A 24,660-nucleotide genomic window follows, 5' to 3' on the forward strand; every position below is an offset into this window, starting at 1 on the left:
TACGAGAGAATGACAAAAGACTTATTTATGTTAGCATACCACCATCAACATTTAGTGTTTGCCCTGTGATATAAGCACTCATATCGCTAGCTAAAAACACACATACATTGGCAATATCTTCAGGAGTACCGCCTCTTTTTAAAGGAATTCCAGCACGCCATCCTTTTACAACTTCTTCATCTAATTTTGCAGTCATTTCAGTTTCAATAAACCCAGGAGCAACCACGTTACTTCTAATGTTTCTTGAACCCAACTCTAAAGCAACAGATTTTGAAAATCCTATAATTCCTGCTTTTGAAGCTGCATAATTGGTTTGACCAGCATTTCCTTTAACACCAACTACAGAACTCATATTAATAATTGAGCCTTTACGTTGTTTAAGCATGGTTCTTTGAACCGCTTTAGTCATGTTAAATACAGACTTTAAATTTACTTCAATAACCGTATCGAAATCTTCTTCCGAAATACGCATTAATAAATTGTCTTTTGTAATTCCTGCGTTATTCACTAAAACATCGATAGCACCAAACTCAGCTACAACTTCATCAGCCAATTTTTGAGCCTCGTCAAAACTTGCTGCATTACTTTTATAACCTTTTGCTTTAACACCTAAGGCGATCAATTCTTTTTCTAATTCATTCGCTGCATCAACAGATGAGCTGTATGTAAATGCTACATTTGCCCCTTGTTGTGCAAAAACTTGAGCAATTCCTCTTCCTATTCCACGACTAGCACCCGTTACAATGGCTGTTTTACCTTCTAATAGTTTCATTTAATTTGTTTTTTAAGTAACTGTAAATATCTAAAAATCTTCTAATTAAAAATCAAGAAGTTTTAAAATACAACAATGAAATAATATGGTTTAATAATTTCAGTATCAACTTCAAATATAGCAAATACAAACGGCTTCAAATAAAAAAACCTTACAAGATTTGTAAGGTTTTTTAAAACTTGATTTATGTTTTATGCTAAAACTTCAGCAACTTTTTTGCCAATTTCAGCAGGAGAATCAACCACGTGAATACCACATGCTCTCATAATTTTCTTCTTTGCTTGAGCTGTATCATCGCTACCACCAACAATTGCACCTGCGTGTCCCATTGTACGTCCAGCAGGAGCTGTTTCACCAGCAATAAAACCTACTACAGGTTTTTTACTTCCACTAGCTTTATACCAGTTTGCTGCATCAGCTTCTAACTGTCCACCAATTTCACCTATCATTACAACAGCTTCAGTTTCAGGATCGTTAATTAATAACTCCACCGCTTCTTTAGTTGTAGTTCCAATAATTGGATCTCCACCAATACCAATAGCAGTTGTAATTCCTAAACCTTGTTTTACAACTTGATCTGCAGCTTCATAAGTTAAAGTTCCAGATTTAGAAACAATACCAACTTTACCTTTTTTGAAAACGAAACCTGGCATAATACCAACTTTAGCTTCACCAGGAGTAATTATTCCTGGGCAGTTAGGACCAATTAAACGACAATCTTTTCCTTTAATATAGTTTGACGCTGTAATCATATCAGCTACAGGAATTCCTTCTGTAATAGTAATAATCACTTTTATTCCAGCATCGGCAGCCTCCATAATTGCATCGGCAGCAAATGCTGGCGGTACAAAAATAATAGTCGTATCTGCTCCTGCTTGTTCAACAGCTTCTAAAACCGTATTGAAAACAGGTCTGTCTAAATGCTTTTGTCCTCCTTTTCCTGGAGTAACTCCACCAACAACGTTGGTTCCGTATTCAATCATTTGGCTTGCGTGGAAAGTCCCTTCGCTACCAGTGAATCCTTGAACAATAATTTTTGAATCTTTATTTACTAAAACACTCATAAGTGATTATTTGGTTATTAATTTTAAAAAAAACAAATGTAATTTTTTGAATTAACTTTTTATAAGAAATTACACTTTTTTTGTTTTCAGAATATCTAATATTTTTGGAATTTGCCTAATTGCAGCTAATTCTTTGAGCTTAACTCTAACTTCTTCAGCAGGGTAGCCAAAATATACCTTACCACCTTCTAAAGATTTACTAATTCCAGATTGTGCTTGAACTACGGCTTTTTTTCCAATAGTAATACCACTTGTACAACCTACCTGCCCCCAAATGGTGACTTCATCTTCAATAATAACACATCCAGCAATTCCAACTTGAGATGCGATTAAGCATTTTTTTCCTAGAACGGTGTCGTGTCCAATTTGAATTTGATTATCTAATTTGGAACCTTCTCCAATTGTAGTATCGCCTGTAACCCCTCTATCTATGGTACATGCAGCACCAATATCAACATGGTTTTCAATAACAACCCGTCCTCCAGATATTAATTGATCGTAGCCTTCTGGACGCTTTTTGTAGTAAAAAGCATTGGCTCCTAATACAGTACCAGAATGAATGGTTACATGGTCGCCAATTATAGCATCATCATAAATACTTACATTTGAATGAATGATGCAGTTATCGCCAATAACCACATTATTTCCTATGAAACAATTGGGTTGAATAATGGTGTTTTTACCAATTTTAGCTGATGCTGAAATGGCAGAATCTGAAGCTACAAAAGGTTTAAAATGCGTTGTTAGTTTATTGAAATCTCTAAAAGGATCGTCGCTAATTAACAATGCTTTACCTTCTGGACATGCTACTTTTTTGTTAATTAAAACAATTGTAGCTGCCGACTCCAGTGCTTTGTTATAATATTTAGGATGATCGACAAATACAATATCGCCCGGTTCAACCACATGAATTTCATTCATGCCTAAAACAGGGAAATTAGAGTCGCCTACAAATTCACATTGAATTAAATGCGCTATTTGATTAAGCGTATGTGGTTTTGGAAATTTCAAAGGGTATTATTCTTTAACACGTTCTTTGTAAGTTCCTTTATCTGTTTCTACTTTAATTTTATCGCCTTCATTAATAAAAAGCGGTACGTTTACGGTAGCACCAGTTTCAACTGTAGCTGGTTTTGTAGCATTAGTTGCTGTGTTGCCTTTAACTCCAGGCTCGGTAGCAGTAACTTCTAAAATCACACTTGCAGGCATTTCAACAGATAATGGTGCGTTGTCTTCAGAATTAATAATTACAGTTACAACCTCGCCTTCCTTCATCAATTCTGGGCTATCTAATGCTGCTTCAACTAATTGAATTTGACTGTAATCTTCAGTATTCATAAAATGATAATATTCACCATCATTGTATAAAAATTGAAATTTATGTGTTTCTACACGCACATCATCCAATTTATGACCTGCTGAAAACGTATTATCTATAACTTTTCCGTTGGTTACACTTTTTAGTTTTGTTCTAACAAAAGCAGGACCTTTCCCTGGTTTTACATGTAAAAACTCTACAATTTTAAAAATATCGTGATTATATCTTATGCATAATCCGTTTCTAATATCCGATGTTGTTGCCATTATTTAATTTGATTTAAAATATCCTTTCATAATTCCACGATGCGAGTTCTTAATAAATTGAAGAATCTCATCACGTTCGGAAGTCGCTTCCATTTCTGCTTCAATAATTTCAGCAGCTTGTGTATTGTTATAATTTTTCTGATACAGTATTCTGTAAATATCCTGAACCTCTCTTATTTTTTCTGTTGAAAAACCTCTTCGTCTTAATCCAACTGAATTAATTCCAACATAAGATAAAGGTTCGCGAGCTGCTTTTACAAAAGGTGGTACGTCTTTTCTAACCAAAGACCCTCCTGTTACAAAAGCATGATTCCCAATAGATACAAATTGATGAACCGCCGTCATTCCTGCTAATACAACATAATCGCCAACAGTAATATGACCTGCAAGCGTGCTGTTATTTGAAAATATACAGTTGTTACCAACCACACAATCATGTGCAATATGACAGTAAGCCATGATAAGGCAATTATCGCCTACCACAGTTTTCATTCTATCGGTTGTACCTCTGTTAATAGTAACACATTCTCTAATGGTTACGTTATCGCCGATTTCAACAGTGGTTTCTTCATCGTTATATTTTAAATCCTGAGGAACAGCAGAAATTACTGATCCTGGAAAAATATTACAGTTTTTACCAATGCGTGCACCTTCCATAATGGTAACGTTACTCCCTATCCAAGAGCCTTCACCAATTTTAACATTGTTATGAATGGTTGCAAAAGGTTCTATTACAACATTTTTTGCAATTTTGGCACCTGGGTGCACATATGCTAAAGGTTGATTCATAATTTATTTTACTTTAGAAATTTGTGCCATTAATTCTGCCTCTGCACACAACTTACCATTAGCGTAAGCGTATCCTTGCATATGACAAATTCCACGACGAATTGGTGTAATTAACGAGCACTTAAATATTAAAGTGTCTCCAGGAACCACCTTTTGCTTAAATTTAACATTATCCATTTTCATGAAAAAGGTTAAATAGTTCTCTGGATCTGGTACTGTATTTAATACTAAAATACCACCTGTTTGTGCCATTGCTTCACAAATTAATACCCCAGGCATAACTGGAGCTCCAGGAAAGTGCCCTTTAAAGAACTCCTCGTTCATGGTGACATTTTTCAAGGCAGTCACATAAGTGTCTGTAAGTTCGAATACTTTATCGATTAACAGAAACGGTTGTCTATGTGGTAACATCGCCATAATTTGATTTACATCCATTAAAGGCGTTGCGTGTAAATCTATATTTGGAACATTATTTCTACGTTCGTTTTTAATAATTTTTGCTAATTTTTTAGCAAATTGTGTATTAACAAAATGTCCAGGTTTATTAGCAATCACTTTTCCTCGAATTCGAGTACCAACTAAAGCTAAATCTCCTAAAACATCTAATAATTTATGTCTTGCCGCTTCATTTGGATGATGCAAGGTAAGATTATCTAAAATACCATTTGGTTTTATAGCTATAGTATCTTTTTTAAAGGCAACTTTTAATTTCTCCATAGTTTCTGGAGACAAAGCTTTATCGACATAAACAATGGCATTGTTTAAATCGCCACCTTTAATTAAACCATTTTCTAAAAGCATTTCAATTTCATGTAAAAAACTGAAAGTACGCGCATTAGAAATGTTTTTCTTAAAATCTGATATGGTGCTTAAAGTGGCATTTTGTGTACCTAATACTTTAGTACCAAAATCTACCATGGTAGTAATTTGATATTCATTTGCTGGCATGATAAGAATTTCGCTTCCAGAGTCTTCATCTACATACGATACAATATCTGTAACCACAAATTCTTCTCTACAAGAATCAAGATCAACAATGCCTGCTTTTTCTATAGCTTCAACAAAAAACTTAGACGAACCATCCATAATTGGTGGCTCTGATGCATTTAATTCAATAATCACATTATCTACATCCAGTCCTACTAGAGCAGCTAGAACGTGTTCTGATGTTTGAATAATAACGCCATTTTTCTCTAAACAAGTTCCGCGTTGCGTATTTGTAACATAATTAGCATCGGCTTCAATTGATGGCTCACCTTCTAAATCTACGCGTTTAAATACTAATCCAGAATTAGCAACAGCAGGTTTAAAAGTTAAGGTTACGTTTTTACCAGTATGTAACCCAACACCAGTTAAAGAAACAGTTTCTTTAATTGTTTTTTGTTTGATTTCAGTATTAACTATTCCCATTTATTTTTTGTAAATCATTAATGTTTTTAACAATATTCGGCAAGTTTTTAAAATGAACATATGCCTTATTATAGTCGTTTAGTTTAATTGCAGGAGAACCCTGTAAAGTTTCGTTATCTTGTACATTTCTTCCAATACCTGATTGTGCTTGCACCCTTACATTGTTTCCTATAGTGATATGCCCAGCTATACCAACCTGCCCACCTATTTGGCAATTCTTCCCTATTTTTGTAGAACCAGCAACTCCTGTTTGCGCAGCAATAACCGTATTTTCACCTATTTCAACATTATGCGCAATTTGAATTTGATTATCTAATTTAACGCCTTTTCGAATAATAGTTGAACCTAGAGTTGCTCTATCAATAGTTGTAGCTGCTCCAATATCAACAAAATCCTCTATAATTACGTTACCTGTTTGTGGTACTTTATTGTAGCCTCCTTCTTCATTTGGTGCGTAACCAAAGCCATCGGCTCCAATAATACAACCAGAATTAACAATACAATTTTTTCCAATAATACATTCTGCGTAAATTTTGGCTCCAGAAAAAACTATGGTGTTATCTCCAATAACAACATTGTCGCCAATGTATACATTCGGAAAAATTTTCACATTATCCCCTAAAACAACATTATCAGATATATAACTAAACGCACCTATGTAAATGTTTTCTCCATAACTTGAAGACTCTGAAATATAAGACGGGTTTTCTATACCTAATTTATTCAGTTTAACTGAATTATAAAATTCTAAAATTTTAGAAAATGCTAAATAAGCATCATCTACTTTAATTAATGTTGTTTGTATGTCGTGTTCTGGCTTAAAAGTCTTGTTTACAATGGCAATCGAAGCTTTTGTGCTATATATGTGTGGTGTGTATTTAGGATTAGCTAAAAAAGTTAAAGCACCTTCAAACCCTTCTTCGATTTTTGAAAGTTTTGAAACTTCAACGTTAGGGTTTCCTACAACATCACCTTCAAGTATTTCTGCTATTTGTTGTGCTGTAAATTTCACACTATAAAGTTTGATGTTTTTGTTTCATTGTCGCAAAAATAGGAAAAATGTACTAAAGTTTGTCCTTAGGATAACATATAAAATATTTAGTAACTGGTTTTGATAAGGCTTTAAGATTTAATTGATCGGAGGCTTTTACAATATCCTGAGTTTTACCAGATTTATGTAATATGGTAATTCGTTTTTCTTTTAATTGATAAGCCTGGTTAGAAATAGTACCTGTAAACACAAAGTATTCAGCTTCTTCTTTTGTGATTTTATATACCTCCATTAAGGCTTTTGTTCGTTTTTCAAGGCTCTTATCTTTAATATTTTTATTTCTAATTTTTATTTTAAGAAGATCTCGATTAATAATCATTTTACATAACTCACTCAGCACAAAATCGTCGTGATTTTGCCAATCTTTCATTGCCGAAACAATATCATAATCGTCTAGTTTCGAAAAAATTTCAAGGGTTTCTTCGTTAAAATTTTCAATCGAAATTTTATTATTTAAAAAATACTTTAAAGCTTCACTTGCATTTAATTTTTGTCCTAAATCATGCAATTCTTTAGCACGTTTTAATACCCGAATTAACAATTGCTCGGCAACCAACCCTGTTTTATGCAAATAAACTTGCCAATACATCAATCGGCGTGCAATGATAAACTTCTCGACACTATAAATGCCCTTTTCTTCAACCACCAATTCATCATCAACAACATTTAACATGGTTATTAATCGCTCACTGTTTATGTTACCTTCTGCAACACCTGTATAAAAACTATCACGTTTTAAATAATCGGCACGATCCATATCCAATTGGCTAGAAATAAGCTGACACATAAATTTTCGAGAATATTCCCCTTTAAAAATCTGGATAGCAAGCGTTAAACTTCCGTTAAATTCGGCGTTTAAACGCTCCATAAAAAGCAAGGATATTTCCTCATGAGACACGTTGTTTACTATACTGTGTTCCATAGCATGTGAAAAAGGACCATGACCAATATCGTGTAATAAAATCGCAATATACAGTCCTGTTTCTTCATCATCAGAGATTGTAACCCCCTTAAAACGCAGAACTTTAACGGCTTGCTGCATTAAATGCACACAACCTATGGCGTGATGAAATCTTGTATGATGTGCCCCAGGATAAACCAAATAAGACATGCCCATTTGGGTAATTCTTCGCAGTCTTTGGAAGTATTTATGTTGAATTAAATCGAATATAAGCGAATTTGGAATCGTAATAAATCCGTAAATTGGGTCGTTTAATATCTTAAGTTTGTTCAAACTTTAACTTTTACAATTAAATATTTACAAATATAGCTATATGAACACAATAAAAATACTTTGGGTTGATGATGAAATTGATTTATTAAAACCTCATATTTTATTTCTTGAAAAGAAAAATTACAAAGTAACCAAATGTAAAAGTGGCACAGAAGCTATTGATGTTTTAGAGGAAGAAAACTTCGACATCGTTTTTTTAGATGAAAACATGCCCGGACTAACTGGCCTTGAAACTTTAAATGAAATTAAAGAGAAAAACGATCGACTTCCAGTGGTTATGATTACCAAAAGTGAAGAGGAATATATTATGGAAGAAGCTATTGGTAACAAAATAGCCGATTACCTTATAAAACCCGTAAACCCTAATCAAATTCTATTAAGTTTAAAAAAGAATTTAGATCATTCCAGGTTGGTTTCAGAAAAAACAACATCAAATTATCAACAAGAATTCAGAAAAATAGCTATGGATTTATCTATGGTTAATAATTATGAAGACTGGTGTACTTTATATCAAAAATTAATTTATTGGGAAATTCAATTAGAAGAAATTGAAGACCCAGGCATGTTTGAAATTTTAGAATCACAAAAAAACGAGGCTAACATTCAGTTCGGTAAGTTTATAGAGAAGAATTACGAAGATTGGTTTTCGCCAAATACCGATGCGCCAATCATGTCGCATACCTTATTTAGAGAGAAAATAGTTCCTGAAATTAGCAAAGAACAACCAACGGTTTTAATTGTTATTGATAATTTACGGTACGATCAGTGGAAAGTTTTCGAACCTGTAATTAACAATTATTATAAAAAGGAAAAAGAAGAAGCCTTTTTCAGCATTTTACCTACAGCAACACAGTATGCTAGAAATGCTATATTTTCAGGGTTAATGCCAAGCGATATGGAAAAATTATTCCCTGAGTATTGGAAAAATGATACCGATGAAGGTGGGAAAAATTTACATGAAGCCGATTTTCTAGAAACACAAATGAAACGTCTTGGCTTAACACACTTAAGTCATGAATACCATAAAATCACCAATTTAAAATCGGGTAAAAAACTAGCTGAAAATTTCAAATCTTTAAAAGACAACGATTTATCGGTTATTGTATATAATTTTGTGGATATGCTTTCGCATTCTAAAACAGAAATGGAAGTTATCAAAGAATTAGCATCAAACGATAAAGCCTACAGATCTTTAACCCTGAGCTGGTTTAAAAACTCACCTCTGTTGGAAATGATTCAACAAGCACATCATTTGGGTTTCAAATTAATTTTAACAACCGATCACGGTACAATTAATGTGAAAAATCCATCAAAAGTCGTTGGTGACAGAGACACCAGTTTAAACTTACGTTACAAAACAGGAAGAAGTTTAACGTACGACACCAAAGAGGTTTTGGTTGCTAAAAACCCTAAAGACATTCACCTGCCTGCTATTAATATGAGTAGTTCATTTATTTTTGCAAAAGGCGACTCCTTCTTTGCTTACCCTAATAATTACAACCATTACGTTAGTTATTTTAGAAACACCTATCAACATGGTGGCGTTTCACTTCAAGAAATGATTATTCCATTTGTTGTATTTAATCCAAAGTAATAATATTGCGTAAGTTTTAATATAAATTTTTTGAATTTGGAAATTAGCTACGAACTAAATGATGTTGAGCAAGTTGCAAAAAACATCATTGAAAATGCAAATACAAAAACCATATTATTTTATGGCGAAATGGGAGTTGGAAAAACAACTCTAATAAAAAAAATAGTTGAAGTTTTAGGAAGTCAAGATGAAGTTAGCAGCCCTACTTTTTCAATTGTAAACGAATATCAATTGCAAAATGATAAAGTCTATCATTTTGACCTTTATCGTGTTAAAAGTACTAGTGAAGCTTACGATTTTGGTATTGAAGATTATTTATATTCAGATCACTGGAAACTTATAGAATGGCCAGAAAAAGTAGACATTGATTTATTTGAAGATTTTGATAAAATTGAACTTAAAATCGATTCAGATAACAAACGTATTTTAAAGCTAAACTAAAAATCCAGCTTAATTAAAATTGATTCTATCACATATTTTTATCGACTTCTAGAGGTTTACGGTAAACCCACAGCACTATTTTACCAAACCTCTTGTTTTAACATAATATTAACATTTTCAAAAAAACGTCAAATTCCCCTTTATTTATATTTGATTAATAAAATATAAATGAAAGAAAAAAAATACCCCCTCGCATTAGCTATATTTGGTCTTATGCTTTTTTCAGCCTATGTTGCAACTGAAATAAATTTTGATGAACAACAAACAGCCCAAATTGAAAAATCAAAAATCAAAAAAATACCTACATCTCGATAATAAAAGTTTAATAATAGGAAGTGTAGTCGCTACGTTTATTGCAATTACTCCTTTCCTATTTTATTTACATGAAAGTGTTCCAACAACTAAAACCTGGAGCACTTATTTTTTTACTTACCACAGTGGGTATTTTGAAGATGCCAATACTGCCATGTGGATTTTAACAGGAAAAGCCATTCCGCTTTACTTGTTACTTATTTGGTTTTTTACATGCAGGCATTGGTGGTATCATGTATTGTTGGTACCTATTTTTATGTACACTTATCAAATATTTTCGGCTTTAAATGATGATTTAAGCTATATTGATTCTAATCAATTCTATTATTTGATACCAGTAATGGCTATAATTATCCCATCCATTTACCTCGTTAGAGCTCGCATATTCAATAAAGTTAACGAAACTAATAAATCACTTCAAGAACTAGAAGATGAATTAAAAATTTCTCCGAAAACTTTATGGGAAACCATAAAAAACTATTTTTAATCTTATTATAATTAAAACAAAAGAGCTTCGTTTCTGCTATTGAAAATTAACACCTTTTAATTGAACCATATAAACAGCGTTATTTATTTCTTAGTTTAAAGAATCCTTAGTAAATTTATTTATTTTATAATAACGTTAATCATGTCCATACAAATTTCGCCTTTTACTAAGCAGCAACTGCTTCCGCAAGAAGAAACTCTTGAGATTTTTAAAAAGAAAGGAGAATTATTCATCGGTATCCCTAAAGAAACTGCGTTTCAAGAAAAACGAATTTGCTTAACTCCTGATGCAGTTTATGCTTTAGTAAGCAATGGACACCGAGTTTTATTAGAAGCAGGAGCTGGAAACGGTGCGAATTTTAGCGATAAAGATTATAGTGAAGCTGGAGCTGAAATCACAAAAGATACAGCAAAAGTTTTTTCTTGCCCCATGGTTCTTAAAGTAGAACCCCCTACTCTTGAGCAAATAAAATTAATAAATCCGCAAACGATATTAATATCGGCTTTACAATTAAAAACACAATCAAAAAAATACTTTGAAACTCTTGCTGCTAAACGCATTACGGCTTTGGCTTTTGAGTTTATTCGTGATACAGATGGTAGTTATCCAGCTGTAAAATCGTTAAGTGAAATTGCTGGAACAGCTTCCGTTTTAATTGCCTCGGAATTATTATCTGAAACCAAAAATGGAAACGGACTCATGTTTGGCAATATTAGTGGTGTTCCGCCTCTAGAAGTTGTTATTTTAGGCGCTGGAACTGTTGGCGAATTTGCCGCAAGAAGCGCCTTAGGATTAGGTGCTAGCGTAAAAATTTTCGATAATTCTATAACTAAATTAAGACGTATTCAAACCCATCTTGGTCGCCCACTTTTTACATCAACCATTCAACCTAAAAACTTATTAAAAGCATTGAAACGTTGCGACGTTGTTATTGGTGCAGTTCGCGGCACAAACCGAGCGCCTGTTGTGGTTACCGAAACCATGGTTGAATCGATGAAAAAAGGCGCAATTATTATCGATGTTAGCATTGATATGGGCGGATGTTTTGACACAAGCGAAGTAACCTCGCACAAGCAGCCTACTTTTGTAAAACATAATGTTGTACATTATTGTGTCCCAAATATTCCAGCACGCTATCCGCGAACAGCTTCGGTTTCTATCAGTAATATTTTCACACCTTATTTATTGAAAATTGCAGAAGATGGCGGGATAGAAAATTCTTTAAGATTTGATAGAGGTTTAAAAAATGGATTGTACTTTTACCACGGAATTTTAACAAGCAAACCTGTTGGTGAATGGTTCAATTTAAAATACAGCGATATTAATTTGCTGATATTTTAATAAAACCTTTTTTATTGCTCTCAACTCTTTTAAATGAAACTTATTCAACGTATTGGCTATTATCTTGGAGGCTTTTCTATGGGATTGGTAATCTTAGCATTCTTCCTAAGTGGAAAAAAAACATCTTGTAGTTATGGTCCTGATGCACGTGTGCTTAAAAATATTAACACAAAAAAAATTGTGTATGCGCCAAGTGTAGACAATTTAATTAACGAAAAACTTACAGATTCTACTGAAATTTTCACGGTTCTAAAAAAAGGAGACATCAATTTTTCAGATAGTGAACCTAGACAAAAACCTTGTGGCATCTATGTTGTTGAAGGTAATGTTAACGATAAAGCTATTTTATTGACCGTTGAAAACTGTGAAAGCACGGCTACAATTACCAGTTTTAAATTGAAGCAATAACATGATAAAACGTTGTTTTGATCTTGTTTTTTCAATAATAGGGCTCATTATTTTAAGTCCTGTTCTTCTTCTTATTTCGATTTTTATAAAAATTGATTCTAAAGGCCCTATTCTATTTATCCAGGGTCGAGTTGGAAAAAGCAACAAAGATTTCAATATTTATAAATTTAGAACCATGCGTGTACAGTCTGATAAAAAAGGCTTGCTAACTTTAGGGAATCATGATTCAAGAGTTACCAAAGTGGGCTATTTTTTAAGACGCTATAAAATTGATGAATTCCCGCAATTGATCAACATTTTAAAAGGCGACATGAGTTTTGTTGGACCAAGACCAGAATTACGCCACTATGTTAATTTTTATAATGAAGATGATATGAAAATTTTTCAAGTTAGACCAGGAATTACAGGTCTTGCATCTTTAAAATATAGAAATGAAGTTGAACTTCTAGAAAAAGCAGAAAACCCAGAAGAGTTTTTTATAAAGACTATTATTCCTGATAAATTGAAATACAACAAGGAATACATAAAAAGAAGAAACTTCTTTTTTGACTTAAAACTAATCGCTATAACTATAGTAAAAGTAATTGCTAAGTAATTGATAAGAATATAATAGTTGTTAAACTTAATTTAATTCAAAAAACTTATATTTCAGCAAATAAATGTTCTAATGAATAAATCGACCGCTAATTTTATTGACGAATTATTATCCGATTCTGGTTTATTTCCCTTCATTAAAACATTAAAAAAAGACTTTCCTCCCTTTGATTTTTCGAAGGAAACCATTTTAATTACAGGGGCAGCCGGAACTATTGGAAGCGAACTCGCAAAACAATTGATTAAAGGCAAATACAAGCAATTAATTTTATTAGATGTGGCAGAATCGCCTCTTTATAATCTGTTTAAGGATTTAGAATTTGATAACACTGAAAACATCATTTTTAAACTGCTTGATATAACAGACGAAGCATCTTTAACTCACTTATTTCAAAGCTACAAACCTTCCTTAGTATTTCATACTGCTGCATATAAACATGTGCCACTTATGGAAGAAAACCCATATAAAGCAGTGGTAAATAATATTTTAGGCACTAAGTTATTGGCCGATATTTCATCAGAATATCAAGTGAAAAAATTTGTATTTATTTCAACTGACAAAGCTGTAAATCCTATAAATATTATGGGGATGTCTAAACGTATTAGTGAAAAGTATTTTAATTATTTAAATACGGTATCTAATACCTATTTTTTAATCACACGCTTTGGAAACATTATGGGCTCTAATGGCTCTGTTGTTCCATTATTAAAAAAGCAAATTGAATCAGGGAAGGCATTAACTGTAACAAGTGAAGATATTTCAAGGTACTTTATAAGTAAGCGTAAAGCCTGTTTTTTGATTTTGAAGATTGCAAAATTAGAAAAACCAGAGCATAACACTTTTACTTTTAACATGGGCAACCCCATTAAAATTAAGGATTTGGCAGAACGCCTTATTCTCAATTATAACGGAATAAGTGAATCTTCAGAAATAAAAATCACTGAATTACGTCCTGGAGAAAAATTACATGAAGAAATTCTTTTAAATACAGAACGTTTAATTTCGACAGAAGTTGAAGATTTATTTATGGTGAAATCTGAAGAAAATGATGCTGCAAAAAAGTTAGATTTCAATAAATTATTTTCAATTAAACCAAATGATTCGGTTAATTCTATAAAATTAATTTTACAAAGTTATATCTAATTTAAAGTGCTTTTCTTCGTTGCTTTTCCATAGCTAACAAGGCTAATTCTCGTCCTGTTTGTCCGGCTACCGAAGTGTTTTCTTCAGCCCTTCTAATTAAATATGGCATCACATCCTTAACTGGGCCAAACGGAATATATTTAGCTACATTATACCCTTTTTTAGATAAATTAAAGCTGATATGGTCACTCATACCGTATAATTGACCAAACCAAATGCGAGAATCGTTAGGCGCTAATCCTTTTTCTTCCATCAAATCCATGAGCAGATAGGCGCTGTCTTCATTGTGAGTTCCAGCAAATAATGATATGTCATCCAAATTTTCTAACATATATCTTAATCCTGCATTAAAGTTTTGATCGGTATGCGCTTTGCTTGCACAAATAGGGGATTTATAATTTAATTCTTCTGCTCGTTCATTTTCCTTCTCCATATAAGCGCCTCGAACCAATTTATAGCCTAAAAAGTAATTTTCTCTTTGTGCAACTTCATGCTCTACTTCCAAAAATTTTAACCTATCATGTCTATACATTTGCAATGTATTAAATACAATAGGCTTTTCGGTGTTGTATTTTTTCATCATTTGAGTGACTAAAATATCAGCTGCTTCTTGCATCCAACTTTCTTCAGCATCAATTAGTATCGCAACGTCATTCTTTTTAGCCTTAGCACACACTTTATCATATCTTAAAACAACACGATCCCACTCGGCTTGTTCTTTTTCTGTTAACGCTTTTCGGCTACTCATTTTTTCATATAAAGCAAAACGCCCAAACCCCGAGGGTTTAAAAACGGCAATTGGAATAGCTTCCTTAGCTTTAGCAAAATCAATGATTTCTAAAATCTTATGCATGGCAGCATCAAATTCATCTTCATTTTCTTTCCCTTCAACACTATAATCTAATACCGAACAGACTTTTTTTGTATACAACTTATCAATAACCGATACGCAATCATTCTCATTAACACCACCACAAAAATGGTCGAAAACAGTAGAGCGAATTAAGCCCTCGATGGGTAAATTTGCTTTTAAAGCTAAATTAGTTGCCACAGCTCCAATTTTAACTAGCGGAGCTACAGATATCATTTTAAACAAAAAGTAAGCACGTTCTAATTCTGAATCAGATTTTAAGGAAAATGCAATTTCTGTGTTATTAAATATCAAATCTGTTCTCATTATGGTATATTTTTGCGTAAATATAATTATAGGTTAATTACCATTTTATATAAAATCTCCTTAATTTCACGGCTTTAAATAATATTTAACATATATGGATTCTATTGCGGCAAATGATAGCCTTATTCATTTCAATAATACTTGTTATTCGTCTTTAAACGAACATTTTAAAAAACACAACTTTTCGAAAATTTTTATTTTAGTTGATGAAAACACGCATCAATATTGTCTACCTCTTTTTTTAGAAAAATTACAAACAGAACTAACTGTTGAGATTATAGAAATTGAATCTGGCGAAGCCAATAAAACCATTGAAACTTGTGTGGGTGTATGGAATGCACTTTCTGAATTAGATGCCGATAGAAAAAGTTTAATGATTAATGTTGGTGGTGGCGTAATAACCGATTTAGGTGGTTTTGTTGCCTGTACTTTTAAACGCGGTATTGCTTATGTAAATGTACCTACTACCCTACTTTCTATGGTTGATGCATCGGTTGGAGGAAAAACAGGTGTAGATTTAGGGCATTTAAAAAATCAAATAGGTGTAATTAGTAATGCTGATTTGGTTTTAATTGATACAAAATATTTAGATACATTACCGCAAAACGAAATGCGTTCTGGATTAGCCGAAATGCTAAAACACGGACTAATCACAGGGGAAAGTTATTGGAATAAATTTCAAGATTTATCTGCTTTATCTTTAAATGATTTAGATGAATTAATTCACGAATCTGTCGTTATTAAAAAGAATGTGGTAGAAATTGATCCCTTTGAAAACGGATTACGAAAAACATTAAATTTCGGACACACATTGGGTCATGCCATTGAATCGTATTTCTTAAGCAGCCCAAACAAAACAAACTTACTACACGGTGAAGCTGTAGTTGTAGGAATGATATTAGCATGTTATATTTCAACAGAACTTGTTGGCTTTCCAAAAGAAACCACTTTAGCAATTAAATCGCTATTTACAAATTATTATGGTAAAGTGGAGATCGAGAAAAACGAACGTTCTGCAATTATGGAATTAATGAAATACGATAAAAAGAATAATCATGGAAATATCAATTTCGTATTACTAGAAGCTATAGGAAAACCTAAAATTGACTGCTTAGTTGAAGATGAAGTGATCCTTAACGCCTTTGATTTTTACGCAAATTAATTCATTAAAAACTTTTAATTAAAAAAGAGGCTGTCCAGATAAGACAGCCTCTTTTTTTTGATTTCTATAAAATATTACGCTTTCTTTTTACGCTTAAAGAAACTTTTCTTTTCAGGTGTACCATAATACCCATAGCGTGCGCCGTAACCAAAATTAGATTCCTTGACATCATTAATAATAAGCATCATGTGGTTTAGCTTATTTTTAGCATGCAATTCATTTACAAAATTTAATATACGTTTTTCAGTATACCCAGCTCTAGTAACATATATGGTGTGTCCTGCATACTCATGCATTAATAAAGTATCTGTAACTAACATTGATGGCGCAGTATCAACAACAACATAATCGTATGTTTCAGAAACAGCATCGAATAAATCTTTCATCCTTTCATCCATTAATAATTCGGCTGGATTTGGAGGTATTTTACCAGATAAAAGCATATCAATATTAACATTATTAATAGCATGCGAATTTATAATGTCACTCAATTGAATGGTATAATCTGATAAATATTCTGATAACCCTATTTTTGAACGCTTCTCATTTATATCCTTAGAAATAGCAGAAAATATTTGAGGGTTTCTTAAATCGGCACCAATTAAAAGCACTTTTTTTCCTGTATTTGCTAGAGTTAACGCGGCATTTAAACTCACAAATGATTTTCCTTCACCATTAATTGTTGATGTAACGAAGATAACATTCTTGTATTTTTGAACATTTTTATCCCTTCTGAGAAATTCAAAATTCGTACGGATAATTCTAAAAGATTCAGAGAGAATAGATCTATCATTAAATTTAATTAATTTTCCTTCACTTCCTTTCACATTTGGAATCTCTCCTAACACAGATATATTTGAAATTTCGTTTTCTAAATCTTCCTTATTATGAATTTTATTATCTAATAAATCAGCTACATAAATAAACATAAAAGGCAACATTAAACCCATAAAAAGGGCTCCAAAATAAACAATTCTACCATTAGTCTGAATAGCTCCTAAACTATAAGCAGGGTCGATAGTTTTAGAAACTGGAACAGATGTGGTTTGAGAAATTTCTGCTTCTTCTCGTTTCTGTAGAAGATATAAATACAATTGTTCTTTAATATTTTGTCTTCTCTCGATAGACATTAATTTACTTTCTTGTCGAGGAATTGATGAAAACTTTGTATTAATTTTACTTTGCTGATTTTGTATACTATTAATTTGAATATTTAATGTATAAATACTACTATTTATAGTCCCTAATAAATTCGATTTAAGCGAATTAAGGTTTTGATTTATTTCAATAACTACAGAATTATTTTCACCAGCACTTTTTAATAAAACACTCCTTCTTTCCAACAACTCATTATATTTTAACACCAATGCAGATAAACCACCTTCATCTCCTAAGTTGGAAGGTAAACTCTCCATATTTGCATTTTTAAGCGTTTTTTGTACGTAGTTTAACATGTTTAATTGTGTCATCAACTCTTGTAAACGCGCTTCATTTGAAATACTAGATGTTGATAAGTTAACACTACCACTTGAAATATCTGTAATTTTATTTGAAGCTTTAAATCGAACGATGCTATCCTCAACACTAATCAAATCTTGAGCTATATTATTTACTCTTTCGTGGATAAAATTTGCTGTATTTAAAGCTCTATTTTTATTTAGTCTCTCGGCAGATAAATTATACTGATTAATTAATTCATTAATAATATCAATTGCTTTATTAACATTCCTATCTTCTAAATATATGTCTAATACCTTTGATGCATTTCTATCTGAAGGAAAGATTGAAATATTAGATTTTAAGTATTTAGATAGATCCTCAACTGATTTAATTTCTATTCTAATTGATGAACCAACAATTTTTTCAATTTTTGATTGGTTTGCTAAAATCTTTATATCTCCAAAAGGAGTCGCAATTGATTCCCCAAAGGCATATACTTTTGGTTCAATTTGATCACCAATAGAAAATTCAAACTCAGTTTGAGATGTAATTTTTAAATGTAGAGTTGCATTAACATTGTTTATTATAGAATCAGGCTCACTAAAAGCGACCTCTATGGGCGAACTTTTATAAAGCTCTGAATCATTTAACCTTCCAAGTTTGAAATATTGAACATTCAATCGCAACTTTTTAATAATGGCCTTAAATGATTCTCTAGATTTTATAACCTGAATTTCATCTTCAACTTGAGTATCTTGACTAGAGGAAAGTACAGATAAATCATTTAACAACTCCTTACCCGATCCCTTATCATCTGATAACATTATTTTAGCAGTTGCCGAATAAACAGGTACTGTATACCTGTTTTTTAAATAAGCTAAGGATAGAAAAACAATACAACTAATAAGAAACCATTTCCAATGTTTAGTGTATAAATTTATAGTTTTCTTAAAATCAAAACTTTTATTGTTACTATTTTTATTTTGAACTAAATCCTCCATTTTATTGATTAATTAAAACTCCTACAGCTACTACCAAACCTAATAAAGAAGCTAATAAGCCTATTCTTGTATCTCCCGAACCAGCACTTATTCCTTTTGTATTAGGCTCAACATACACTACATCGTTTTGAGTTAAAAAATATACAGGAGAATTGAAAACCTCTTTACTTGTTAGATCGATTCTTGTATAGGTTTTAGAACCATTAAAATCTCTAATAACTAATATATTATCCCTTCTAGCAGTAATGGATAAATCGCCTGCACTCGCTAGAGCCTCCAAAATAGAAACACGTTCACCTGAAATAGGATAAACCCCTGGACTATTAACCTGACCTAATACAGAAATTTTAAAGTTTTTAATTCTTATAATTACAACCGGGTTTTTAAGCAACTTTCCATCTTCAAATTTTTTCTTAAAAACATCTTTAGCTTCTTCAATTGTTAATCCTATCAACTTAATTTTACCTAAAACGGGATAATCAATAGTACCGTCTGGATCTATCAAATAATCTACAGCTGTACTCAATGTCCCTGTAGATTGAACAAGATTATAAGGCTTAGTAACGGTTAAGTCAAGTGTTGAAATATAGATGTTTAAAATATCTCCAATTTTCAATTTAGCATTGAACGTATCTGTATCTACTATCGTTTCTGAATTTTTAGCATTCTGAAAATAAACGACTTCTTTTTTGGTTGTACATGATGTAACAGTAGCTAAGACTATTAATAAAGGAGCGATTAATTTGAATATAGGTTTCAATATTTTCATATTATAATAATTTGGGGAAGCAAAATTTTATAAATTTTTATAGGCTTTTTCTGTGGAATTTATGCTCAAATTTTTAGATTTTTTATAATTCTGCACTTGCTTATCAAATTTTTCATAATCAGAATTATTTGATTTATATTCTGGAATTATTCGTTTCATTTTCATAACAATGTTATTATTTTGAAAACGATTTATTTTACACAACTCTTCTATTTCTAATTTCACTTTATCATAGAGCAATTCCCTTGTTTTACTAATCATAATTTTTTTGTGATAAGTTGAGAGTGTGTTTTCTCCGTTTGCAAGTAATTCTTCATAAAGCTTTTCCCCTGGCCTTAGCCCCGTAATTTTTATGTCGATATCTTCTGGATATCTTAAACCAGAAAGTTTTATCATGTTTTTAGCTAAATCAAATATTTTAACCGATTCACCCATATCAAAAATAAAGATTTCACCACCTTTTCCCATTGTTCCTGCTTCAAGAACTAGCTGTGAAGCTTCAGGGATGGTCATAAAATATCTTGTAATTTCTTGATGTGTTAAGGTTAAAGGGCCTCCATTTTCAATTTGTTTTTTAAATAGTGGAATTACAGAACCGTTAGAGCCTAAAACATTACCAAATCTTGTAGTTATGAATTTAGTTTTACTTTCCTTTTGAAGACAACTAATATACATTTCTGCCATTCTTTTTGTAGCCCCCATAACACTTGTTGGGTTTACTGCTTTATCGGTAGAAACAAAAACAAACTTTTTAACATGATATCTTGAAGCTGTGTCTGCTAAAAGCTTTGTACCGTGCACATTAATTTTAATAGCTTCATATGGAGTTTGTTCCATTAAGGGAACATGTTTATATGCTGCCGCATGAAACACCATTGTTGGCTTATGTCTTTGAAAAATAGAATCTAGACGAGAATTATCTCGAATATCGGCTACAATTGCCGTGAAATTATATTTACCAGCTCTTTTTAAATCTTGTTGAACATCATATAATGGAGACTCTGCTTGGTCAACTAAAATTAATTCTTTAACATCAAAATTAGAAAGTTGTTTTGCTAATTCACTGCCAATTGAGCCAGCTGCACCTGTAACAATAACAGTTTCACCTCTAAACTCATTTAAAAGATTCGGGTTATTAATTTCAATTGGTGCACGACCTAACAAGTCTTCAATTTGAACCTGTTTTATTTGCTTAGTACTTAACTCCCCATTTATCCACTGCTCAATAGGTGGCACTTTAGTAATCTTCACGTTAGAATCGATTAACTTATCAACCAGGTGCATTAATTTAACCGAAGTAAGGGATTGTGATGCTACTACAATTTCATCAATATTATTTAATTCAATATAACTATTTGTAATTTGTGTGCTATTTAGAATAGGAATACCATTTATTTTTTTTCCGTTTTTCTTAGGATTATCATCTATAAAAGAAACAACTTGAAAAGAAGCATTTATATTACTAACTAATGCGTTGTAGGTTACAATACCTGAATCGGCCGCACCATAGATTAAAACACGTTTGGAAGCATTTAATTTACAGTTTAAATATTTAAACGCCATTTTAAAAACTAATCGGCTTGATGCTAACAGTACAAAACTAAGTAAAGCGTGCATAACAATTATTGAAAGTGGAATAGTAAAACTGGGAAGAATATTAATTGTTCTATTCAAAAAAACCAGTGCCACGCAAATTCCTGACATAAGCATAATTGATTTAAACAAATTAATAACATCGGTGAACCCCGTGTGTCTAATTACGCTTTTAAAAGAACCTACAAGATAAAAACTACATGAAGCAACAACCATAAGAAAAGGTAGTTGCATAATAAGATGTTGTAAATCAAAATTAAGCGTAAAATTAAAACGTATTAAATATGCAAGTAAAAAAGTTATTAATACAAAGCTTAGGTCGATACCAAATACTAACCATTTTGATGCATATTTATGAGAAAGATATGAAACGTAATTCTTCATCATAAGTTTGGGGTTTTAATTATTATACTAACAATTCTTTCTAAGTTTTCTTGACTTAAATTTGAGCCGCTAGGCAAACAAAGTCCTTTATCAAATAAATCTTCTGAAACTCCATTTGTAAAATGAAGATAATCCTTAAAAACTGGTTGTAAATGCATAGGCTTCCATAATGGTCTAGACTCAATATCGTCTTCAAGCAAAGCCAATCTTATGTGTTCCCTTTTAGCAAATGAATCTGTTTTTATACAAGTAATCCATCTGTTTGAATAACTGTTCTCACCTTCTTCTTGAAATGTTACAGATTCAAAATTTTCTAAATTTGCTTTATAAAAAGCAAAATTTCTACGCCTTGCTTGTACTCTATCATCCAAGACTTCCATTTGACCTCTACCAATTCCTGCTAAAACATTACTCATTCTATAATTATAACCAATAGAAGTGTGTTCGTAATGTGGTGCATTGTCTCTGGCTTGTGTAGAAAGAAAAACAACTTTGTCTTTTGTTTCTTTATTATTTACAATCATAGCACCGCCGCCTGAGGTGGTTATGATTTTATTCCCATTAAATGATAAGATTCCAATGTCAGAAAGTGTTCCGCAGGCTTGATTGTAATATGTACTACCTAAAGCTTCTGCACTATCTTCGATAACAGGAATTTCATATTTTTGAGCAATCCTATTTATTTCACTTGCATTATAAGGCATACCATATAAATGCACCGCGATTATTGCTTTAGGTTTTTTATATTTCTCGATTCTATCTTGAATCGCAATCTCTAATAATTCAGGACACATATTCCAAGAACCTGGTTCGCTATCAATAAAAACAGGTGTAGCTCCTTGATAGATAATAGGATTTGCTGATGCTGAAAAAGTAAAACTTTGGCATAATACTTCATCGCCATGTGAAACTTGTAACAACTCTAAAGCTAAATGAATTGAAGCTGTTCCAGAACTTAAAACAGCAACCTCTTTATTGTTACCTAAATAATGTTTTATGTCGTTTTCAAAACCATCAACATTTGGTCCTAATGGGGCTATCCAATTAGTATCGAAAGCTTCAGTAACAAACTTTTGTTCTGAGCCTCCCATATGAGGGGATGACAAGTATATTTTTGTTTTAGTAAGCATTAAAACTTTTATTTATCAAATTAATTATTTACAGTTTTTTCCATACACTAATCTCTCATAGTATATTGGTCTACGATAATTGATAAAATAAAAAATGTGGTTGAATTCCCCTTTCATTTAAAACCAAATCGTAAATTGTTATTACCGTTATTGTATTAAAAAATCACAACCTTAAATTGTTTTAAGATATTTATAGAGAGTTTTAAATATCTATTATTTTAACACAAATAAATTAACGGGCTATTAATCAATTCAAATTTGTATTTAACATTGTAAATTTAGTAATTGTTTTCATGCACTAACACTTCATTTTACTTAATTCGCTAAAAGCGTTATAATAATCGGTTAACTACATTATAGATTATTTACAACTGAAAAATTAGTTATTTAACGAAAGTAACTCACTCCATTTAGATGTTTAAAGTTGGAAATAATTAATTTCAAGACAAAAAACCACGTTAAACCTGGGGTATTATATTTAGTACTTTAATTTTTAGTACTAAAATAGAGTTCGTTCTTAGTTGTAAGATTTTAAATCGAAATGCATTTATTAATTATGCGAATACATTTACAAATATTTAAACAGTTGATTCTTAAAAGTTAACCATAAAGTGGCTTGGCATAAAACTTAAATAAAGTCCAAATCAAGCTGTATGACCTGTTTTATCGATTAAAATCATTTCAGAATTAATATAAACACTTTATCGTGAAAAACATCTACTTAGTATAATAATATCTTTTAGTAAAATATTTTTTTTCATATTTGTTCGAGTTATTAAAAAACCCAAATTAATGTTTAAAAATCTACAGAACAAAACTGTGTTAGTAACAGGAGGCGCAGGATTTATAGGATCTAATCTTTGTGAAATACTTCTAACTAATAACGTTAATACCATATGCCTAGATAATTTTTCTACAGGAAAAAAAGAAAACATAAGCCCTTTTCTAAACAATCCTAACTTCTTGCTTATTGAAGGTGATATTAGAAATCTTCAAGACTGCCATAAAGCTTGTAAAGGTGTCGATTATGTTTTACACGAAGCGGCTTTAGGCTCTGTGCCAAGATCTATTAACGATCCTATTACAACAAACGACGTTAATGTTTCTGGTTTCTTAAACATGCTTGTTGCTGCTCGAGACGCTAAAGTACAACGCTTTGTATATGCTGCGAGCTCGTCAACATATGGCGACCATGAAGCTTTACCAAAAGTTGAAGACGTTATAGGAAAACCTTTGTCTCCATATGCCATTACTAAATATGTTAATGAACTTTACGCTGACATTTTTTCTAGCACATATAATTTAGAAACCATTGGATTACGTTATTTCAATGTTTTTGGAAAAAGACAAGACCCCAATGGTGCTTATGCTGCTGTTATTCCTAAATTCGTCCAACAATATATAAACCACGAATCTCCAGTAATAAACGGAGACGGTAGTTATTCTCGTGATTTTACATATATAGATAATGTGGTTCAAATGAATATTAAGGCATTAACAACAGATAACAAAAATGCATTAAACACCGTTTATAATGTAGCATATGGAGAAAGAACTACTTTAATAGAACTGGCCACCTTATTAAAAAATTATTTATCAGAATTTGATAAAGACATTAATACAATTGAAATAAAATATAGAGATAATAGAGTTGGGGATATCCCCCATTCTTTAGCATCTATTGATAAAGCAAAAAAATTACTGAATTACAACCCTGAATTTGATATAAGTAACGGTTTAAAAGAAGCTGTGACTTGGTATTGGGACAACTTAAAATAA

23 protein-coding genes are annotated in these 24,660 nt (G+C 31.7%); 10 read left to right on the forward strand and 13 right to left on the reverse strand.

Annotation, left to right across the window (positions count from 1 at the left end; translation table 11 throughout):
• Positions 1-25 precede the first annotated feature (25 nt).
• The 8 genes from fabG to H6X70_RS10035 all read right to left on the reverse strand — a co-directional run bounded on the left by fabG (position 26) and on the right by H6X70_RS10035 (position 7,904).
• Positions 26-772 (reverse strand): 3-oxoacyl-[acyl-carrier-protein] reductase, encoded by a 747-nt coding sequence (gene fabG / locus H6X70_RS10000; RefSeq protein ID WP_194767540.1) that lies wholly within the window; start codon positions 770-772, stop codon positions 26-28.
• Positions 773-963: 191 nt separating this feature from the next.
• Positions 964-1,836, reverse strand: coding sequence for a succinate--CoA ligase subunit alpha (sucD, locus tag H6X70_RS10005; protein ID WP_194767541.1), 873 nt, complete (start codon positions 1,834-1,836; stop codon positions 964-966).
• A 69-nt stretch (positions 1,837-1,905) separates the two neighbouring features.
• On the reverse strand, positions 1,906-2,847 hold the full coding sequence (locus H6X70_RS10010) for a UDP-3-O-(3-hydroxymyristoyl)glucosamine N-acyltransferase (RefSeq protein ID WP_194767542.1): 942 nt from the start codon (positions 2,845-2,847) through the stop codon (positions 1,906-1,908).
• Between the two features lie 6 nt (positions 2,848-2,853).
• Positions 2,854-3,420, reverse strand: coding sequence for an elongation factor P (efp, locus tag H6X70_RS10015; RefSeq protein WP_194767543.1), 567 nt, complete (start codon positions 3,418-3,420; stop codon positions 2,854-2,856).
• Positions 3,421-3,423: 3 nt separating this feature from the next.
• Positions 3,424-4,209, reverse strand: coding sequence for an acyl-ACP--UDP-N-acetylglucosamine O-acyltransferase (lpxA, locus tag H6X70_RS10020; protein ID WP_194767544.1), 786 nt, complete (start codon positions 4,207-4,209; stop codon positions 3,424-3,426).
• 3 nt (positions 4,210-4,212) lie between these two features.
• Positions 4,213-5,619, reverse strand: a complete 1,407-nt coding sequence (locus H6X70_RS10025; protein WP_194767545.1) for a bifunctional UDP-3-O-[3-hydroxymyristoyl] N-acetylglucosamine deacetylase/3-hydroxyacyl-ACP dehydratase — start codon at positions 5,617-5,619, stop codon at positions 4,213-4,215.
• Positions 5,606-6,631, reverse strand: coding sequence for a UDP-3-O-(3-hydroxymyristoyl)glucosamine N-acyltransferase (gene lpxD, locus H6X70_RS10030; RefSeq protein WP_194767546.1), 1,026 nt, complete (start codon positions 6,629-6,631; stop codon positions 5,606-5,608). The genes H6X70_RS10025 and lpxD overlap by 14 nt, the downstream gene beginning before the upstream one ends.
• Before the next feature lie 52 nt (positions 6,632-6,683).
• Positions 6,684-7,904 carry an HD domain-containing protein gene (locus H6X70_RS10035; protein ID WP_194767547.1) on the reverse strand — a complete coding sequence of 407 codons (1,221 nt, stop codon included), beginning with the start codon at positions 7,902-7,904 and terminating at the stop codon, positions 6,684-6,686.
• Positions 7,905-7,944: 40 nt separating this feature from the next.
• Here H6X70_RS10035 and H6X70_RS10040 point away from each other — a divergent pair, with 40 nt between their 5' ends.
• From H6X70_RS10040 to H6X70_RS10075, 8 genes are all read left to right on the forward strand, one after another.
• Complete coding sequence (locus H6X70_RS10040; protein ID WP_194767548.1) at positions 7,945-9,498, forward strand: bifunctional response regulator/alkaline phosphatase family protein; 1,554 nt, start codon at positions 7,945-7,947, stop codon at positions 9,496-9,498.
• A 36-nt stretch (positions 9,499-9,534) separates the two neighbouring features.
• A complete protein-coding gene (tsaE, locus tag H6X70_RS10045; protein ID WP_194767588.1) occupies positions 9,535-9,939 on the forward strand; it encodes a tRNA (adenosine(37)-N6)-threonylcarbamoyltransferase complex ATPase subunit type 1 TsaE in 405 nt (134 codons plus the stop codon).
• 168 nt (positions 9,940-10,107) lie between these two features.
• Entirely contained in the window at positions 10,108-10,254 is a 147-nt protein-coding gene (locus H6X70_RS10050; RefSeq protein WP_194767549.1) for a hypothetical protein, read from the forward strand.
• Entirely contained in the window at positions 10,214-10,738 is a 525-nt protein-coding gene (locus tag H6X70_RS10055) for a hypothetical protein (protein ID WP_194767550.1), read from the forward strand. Before H6X70_RS10050 ends, H6X70_RS10055 begins: the two co-directional genes overlap by 41 nt.
• 141 nt (positions 10,739-10,879) lie before the next feature.
• Entirely contained in the window at positions 10,880-12,079 is a 1,200-nt protein-coding gene (locus tag H6X70_RS10060; protein ID WP_194767551.1) for an alanine dehydrogenase, read from the forward strand.
• Between the two features lie 33 nt (positions 12,080-12,112).
• Entirely contained in the window at positions 12,113-12,487 is a 375-nt protein-coding gene (locus H6X70_RS10065; protein ID WP_194767552.1) for a DUF4258 domain-containing protein, read from the forward strand.
• 1 nt (position 12,488) lies between these two features.
• Positions 12,489-13,082 (forward strand): sugar transferase, encoded by a 594-nt coding sequence (locus H6X70_RS10070; RefSeq protein WP_194767553.1) that lies wholly within the window; start codon positions 12,489-12,491, stop codon positions 13,080-13,082.
• 72 nt (positions 13,083-13,154) lie between these two features.
• Entirely contained in the window at positions 13,155-14,225 is a 1,071-nt protein-coding gene (locus H6X70_RS10075; RefSeq protein ID WP_194767554.1) for an SDR family NAD(P)-dependent oxidoreductase, read from the forward strand.
• A 1-nt stretch (position 14,226) separates the two neighbouring features.
• Here the strand turns inward: H6X70_RS10075 and H6X70_RS10080 are convergent, their stop codons facing one another.
• On the reverse strand, positions 14,227-15,402 hold the full coding sequence (locus tag H6X70_RS10080) for a proline dehydrogenase family protein (protein WP_194767555.1): 1,176 nt from the start codon (positions 15,400-15,402) through the stop codon (positions 14,227-14,229).
• A 94-nt stretch (positions 15,403-15,496) separates the two neighbouring features.
• On the opposite strand from H6X70_RS10080, the gene aroB reads away from it, so the two are divergent.
• Positions 15,497-16,564, forward strand: coding sequence for a 3-dehydroquinate synthase (gene aroB / locus H6X70_RS10085; RefSeq protein WP_194767556.1), 1,068 nt, complete (start codon positions 15,497-15,499; stop codon positions 16,562-16,564).
• Between the two features lie 74 nt (positions 16,565-16,638).
• Here aroB and H6X70_RS10090 read toward each other — a convergent pair whose 3' ends face one another.
• The 4 genes from H6X70_RS10090 to H6X70_RS10105 are packed head-to-tail and all read right to left on the reverse strand — an operon-like array spanning position 16,639 to position 22,881.
• Complete coding sequence (locus H6X70_RS10090; RefSeq protein ID WP_194767557.1) at positions 16,639-19,005, reverse strand: GumC family protein; 2,367 nt, start codon at positions 19,003-19,005, stop codon at positions 16,639-16,641.
• Between the two features lies 1 nt (position 19,006).
• A complete protein-coding gene (locus H6X70_RS10095; protein ID WP_194767558.1) occupies positions 19,007-19,774 on the reverse strand; it encodes a polysaccharide biosynthesis/export family protein in 768 nt (255 codons plus the stop codon).
• 27 nt (positions 19,775-19,801) lie between these two features.
• The gene (locus H6X70_RS10100; protein WP_194767559.1) at positions 19,802-21,754 is read right to left on the reverse strand and encodes a polysaccharide biosynthesis protein; all 1,953 of its coding nucleotides are present in this window, start codon (positions 21,752-21,754) and stop codon (positions 19,802-19,804) included.
• Entirely contained in the window at positions 21,751-22,881 is a 1,131-nt protein-coding gene (locus H6X70_RS10105) for a DegT/DnrJ/EryC1/StrS family aminotransferase (RefSeq protein ID WP_194767560.1), read from the reverse strand. Before H6X70_RS10105 ends, H6X70_RS10100 begins: the two co-directional genes overlap by 4 nt.
• Before the next feature lie 792 nt (positions 22,882-23,673).
• On the opposite strand from H6X70_RS10105, the gene H6X70_RS10110 reads away from it, so the two are divergent.
• The gene (locus tag H6X70_RS10110) at positions 23,674-24,660 is read left to right on the forward strand and encodes an SDR family oxidoreductase (RefSeq protein ID WP_194767561.1); all 987 of its coding nucleotides are present in this window, start codon (positions 23,674-23,676) and stop codon (positions 24,658-24,660) included.

This window comes from Tamlana sp. I1 (assembly GCF_015355625.1).
Lineage (GTDB): Bacteria > Bacteroidota > Bacteroidia > Flavobacteriales > Flavobacteriaceae > Pseudotamlana.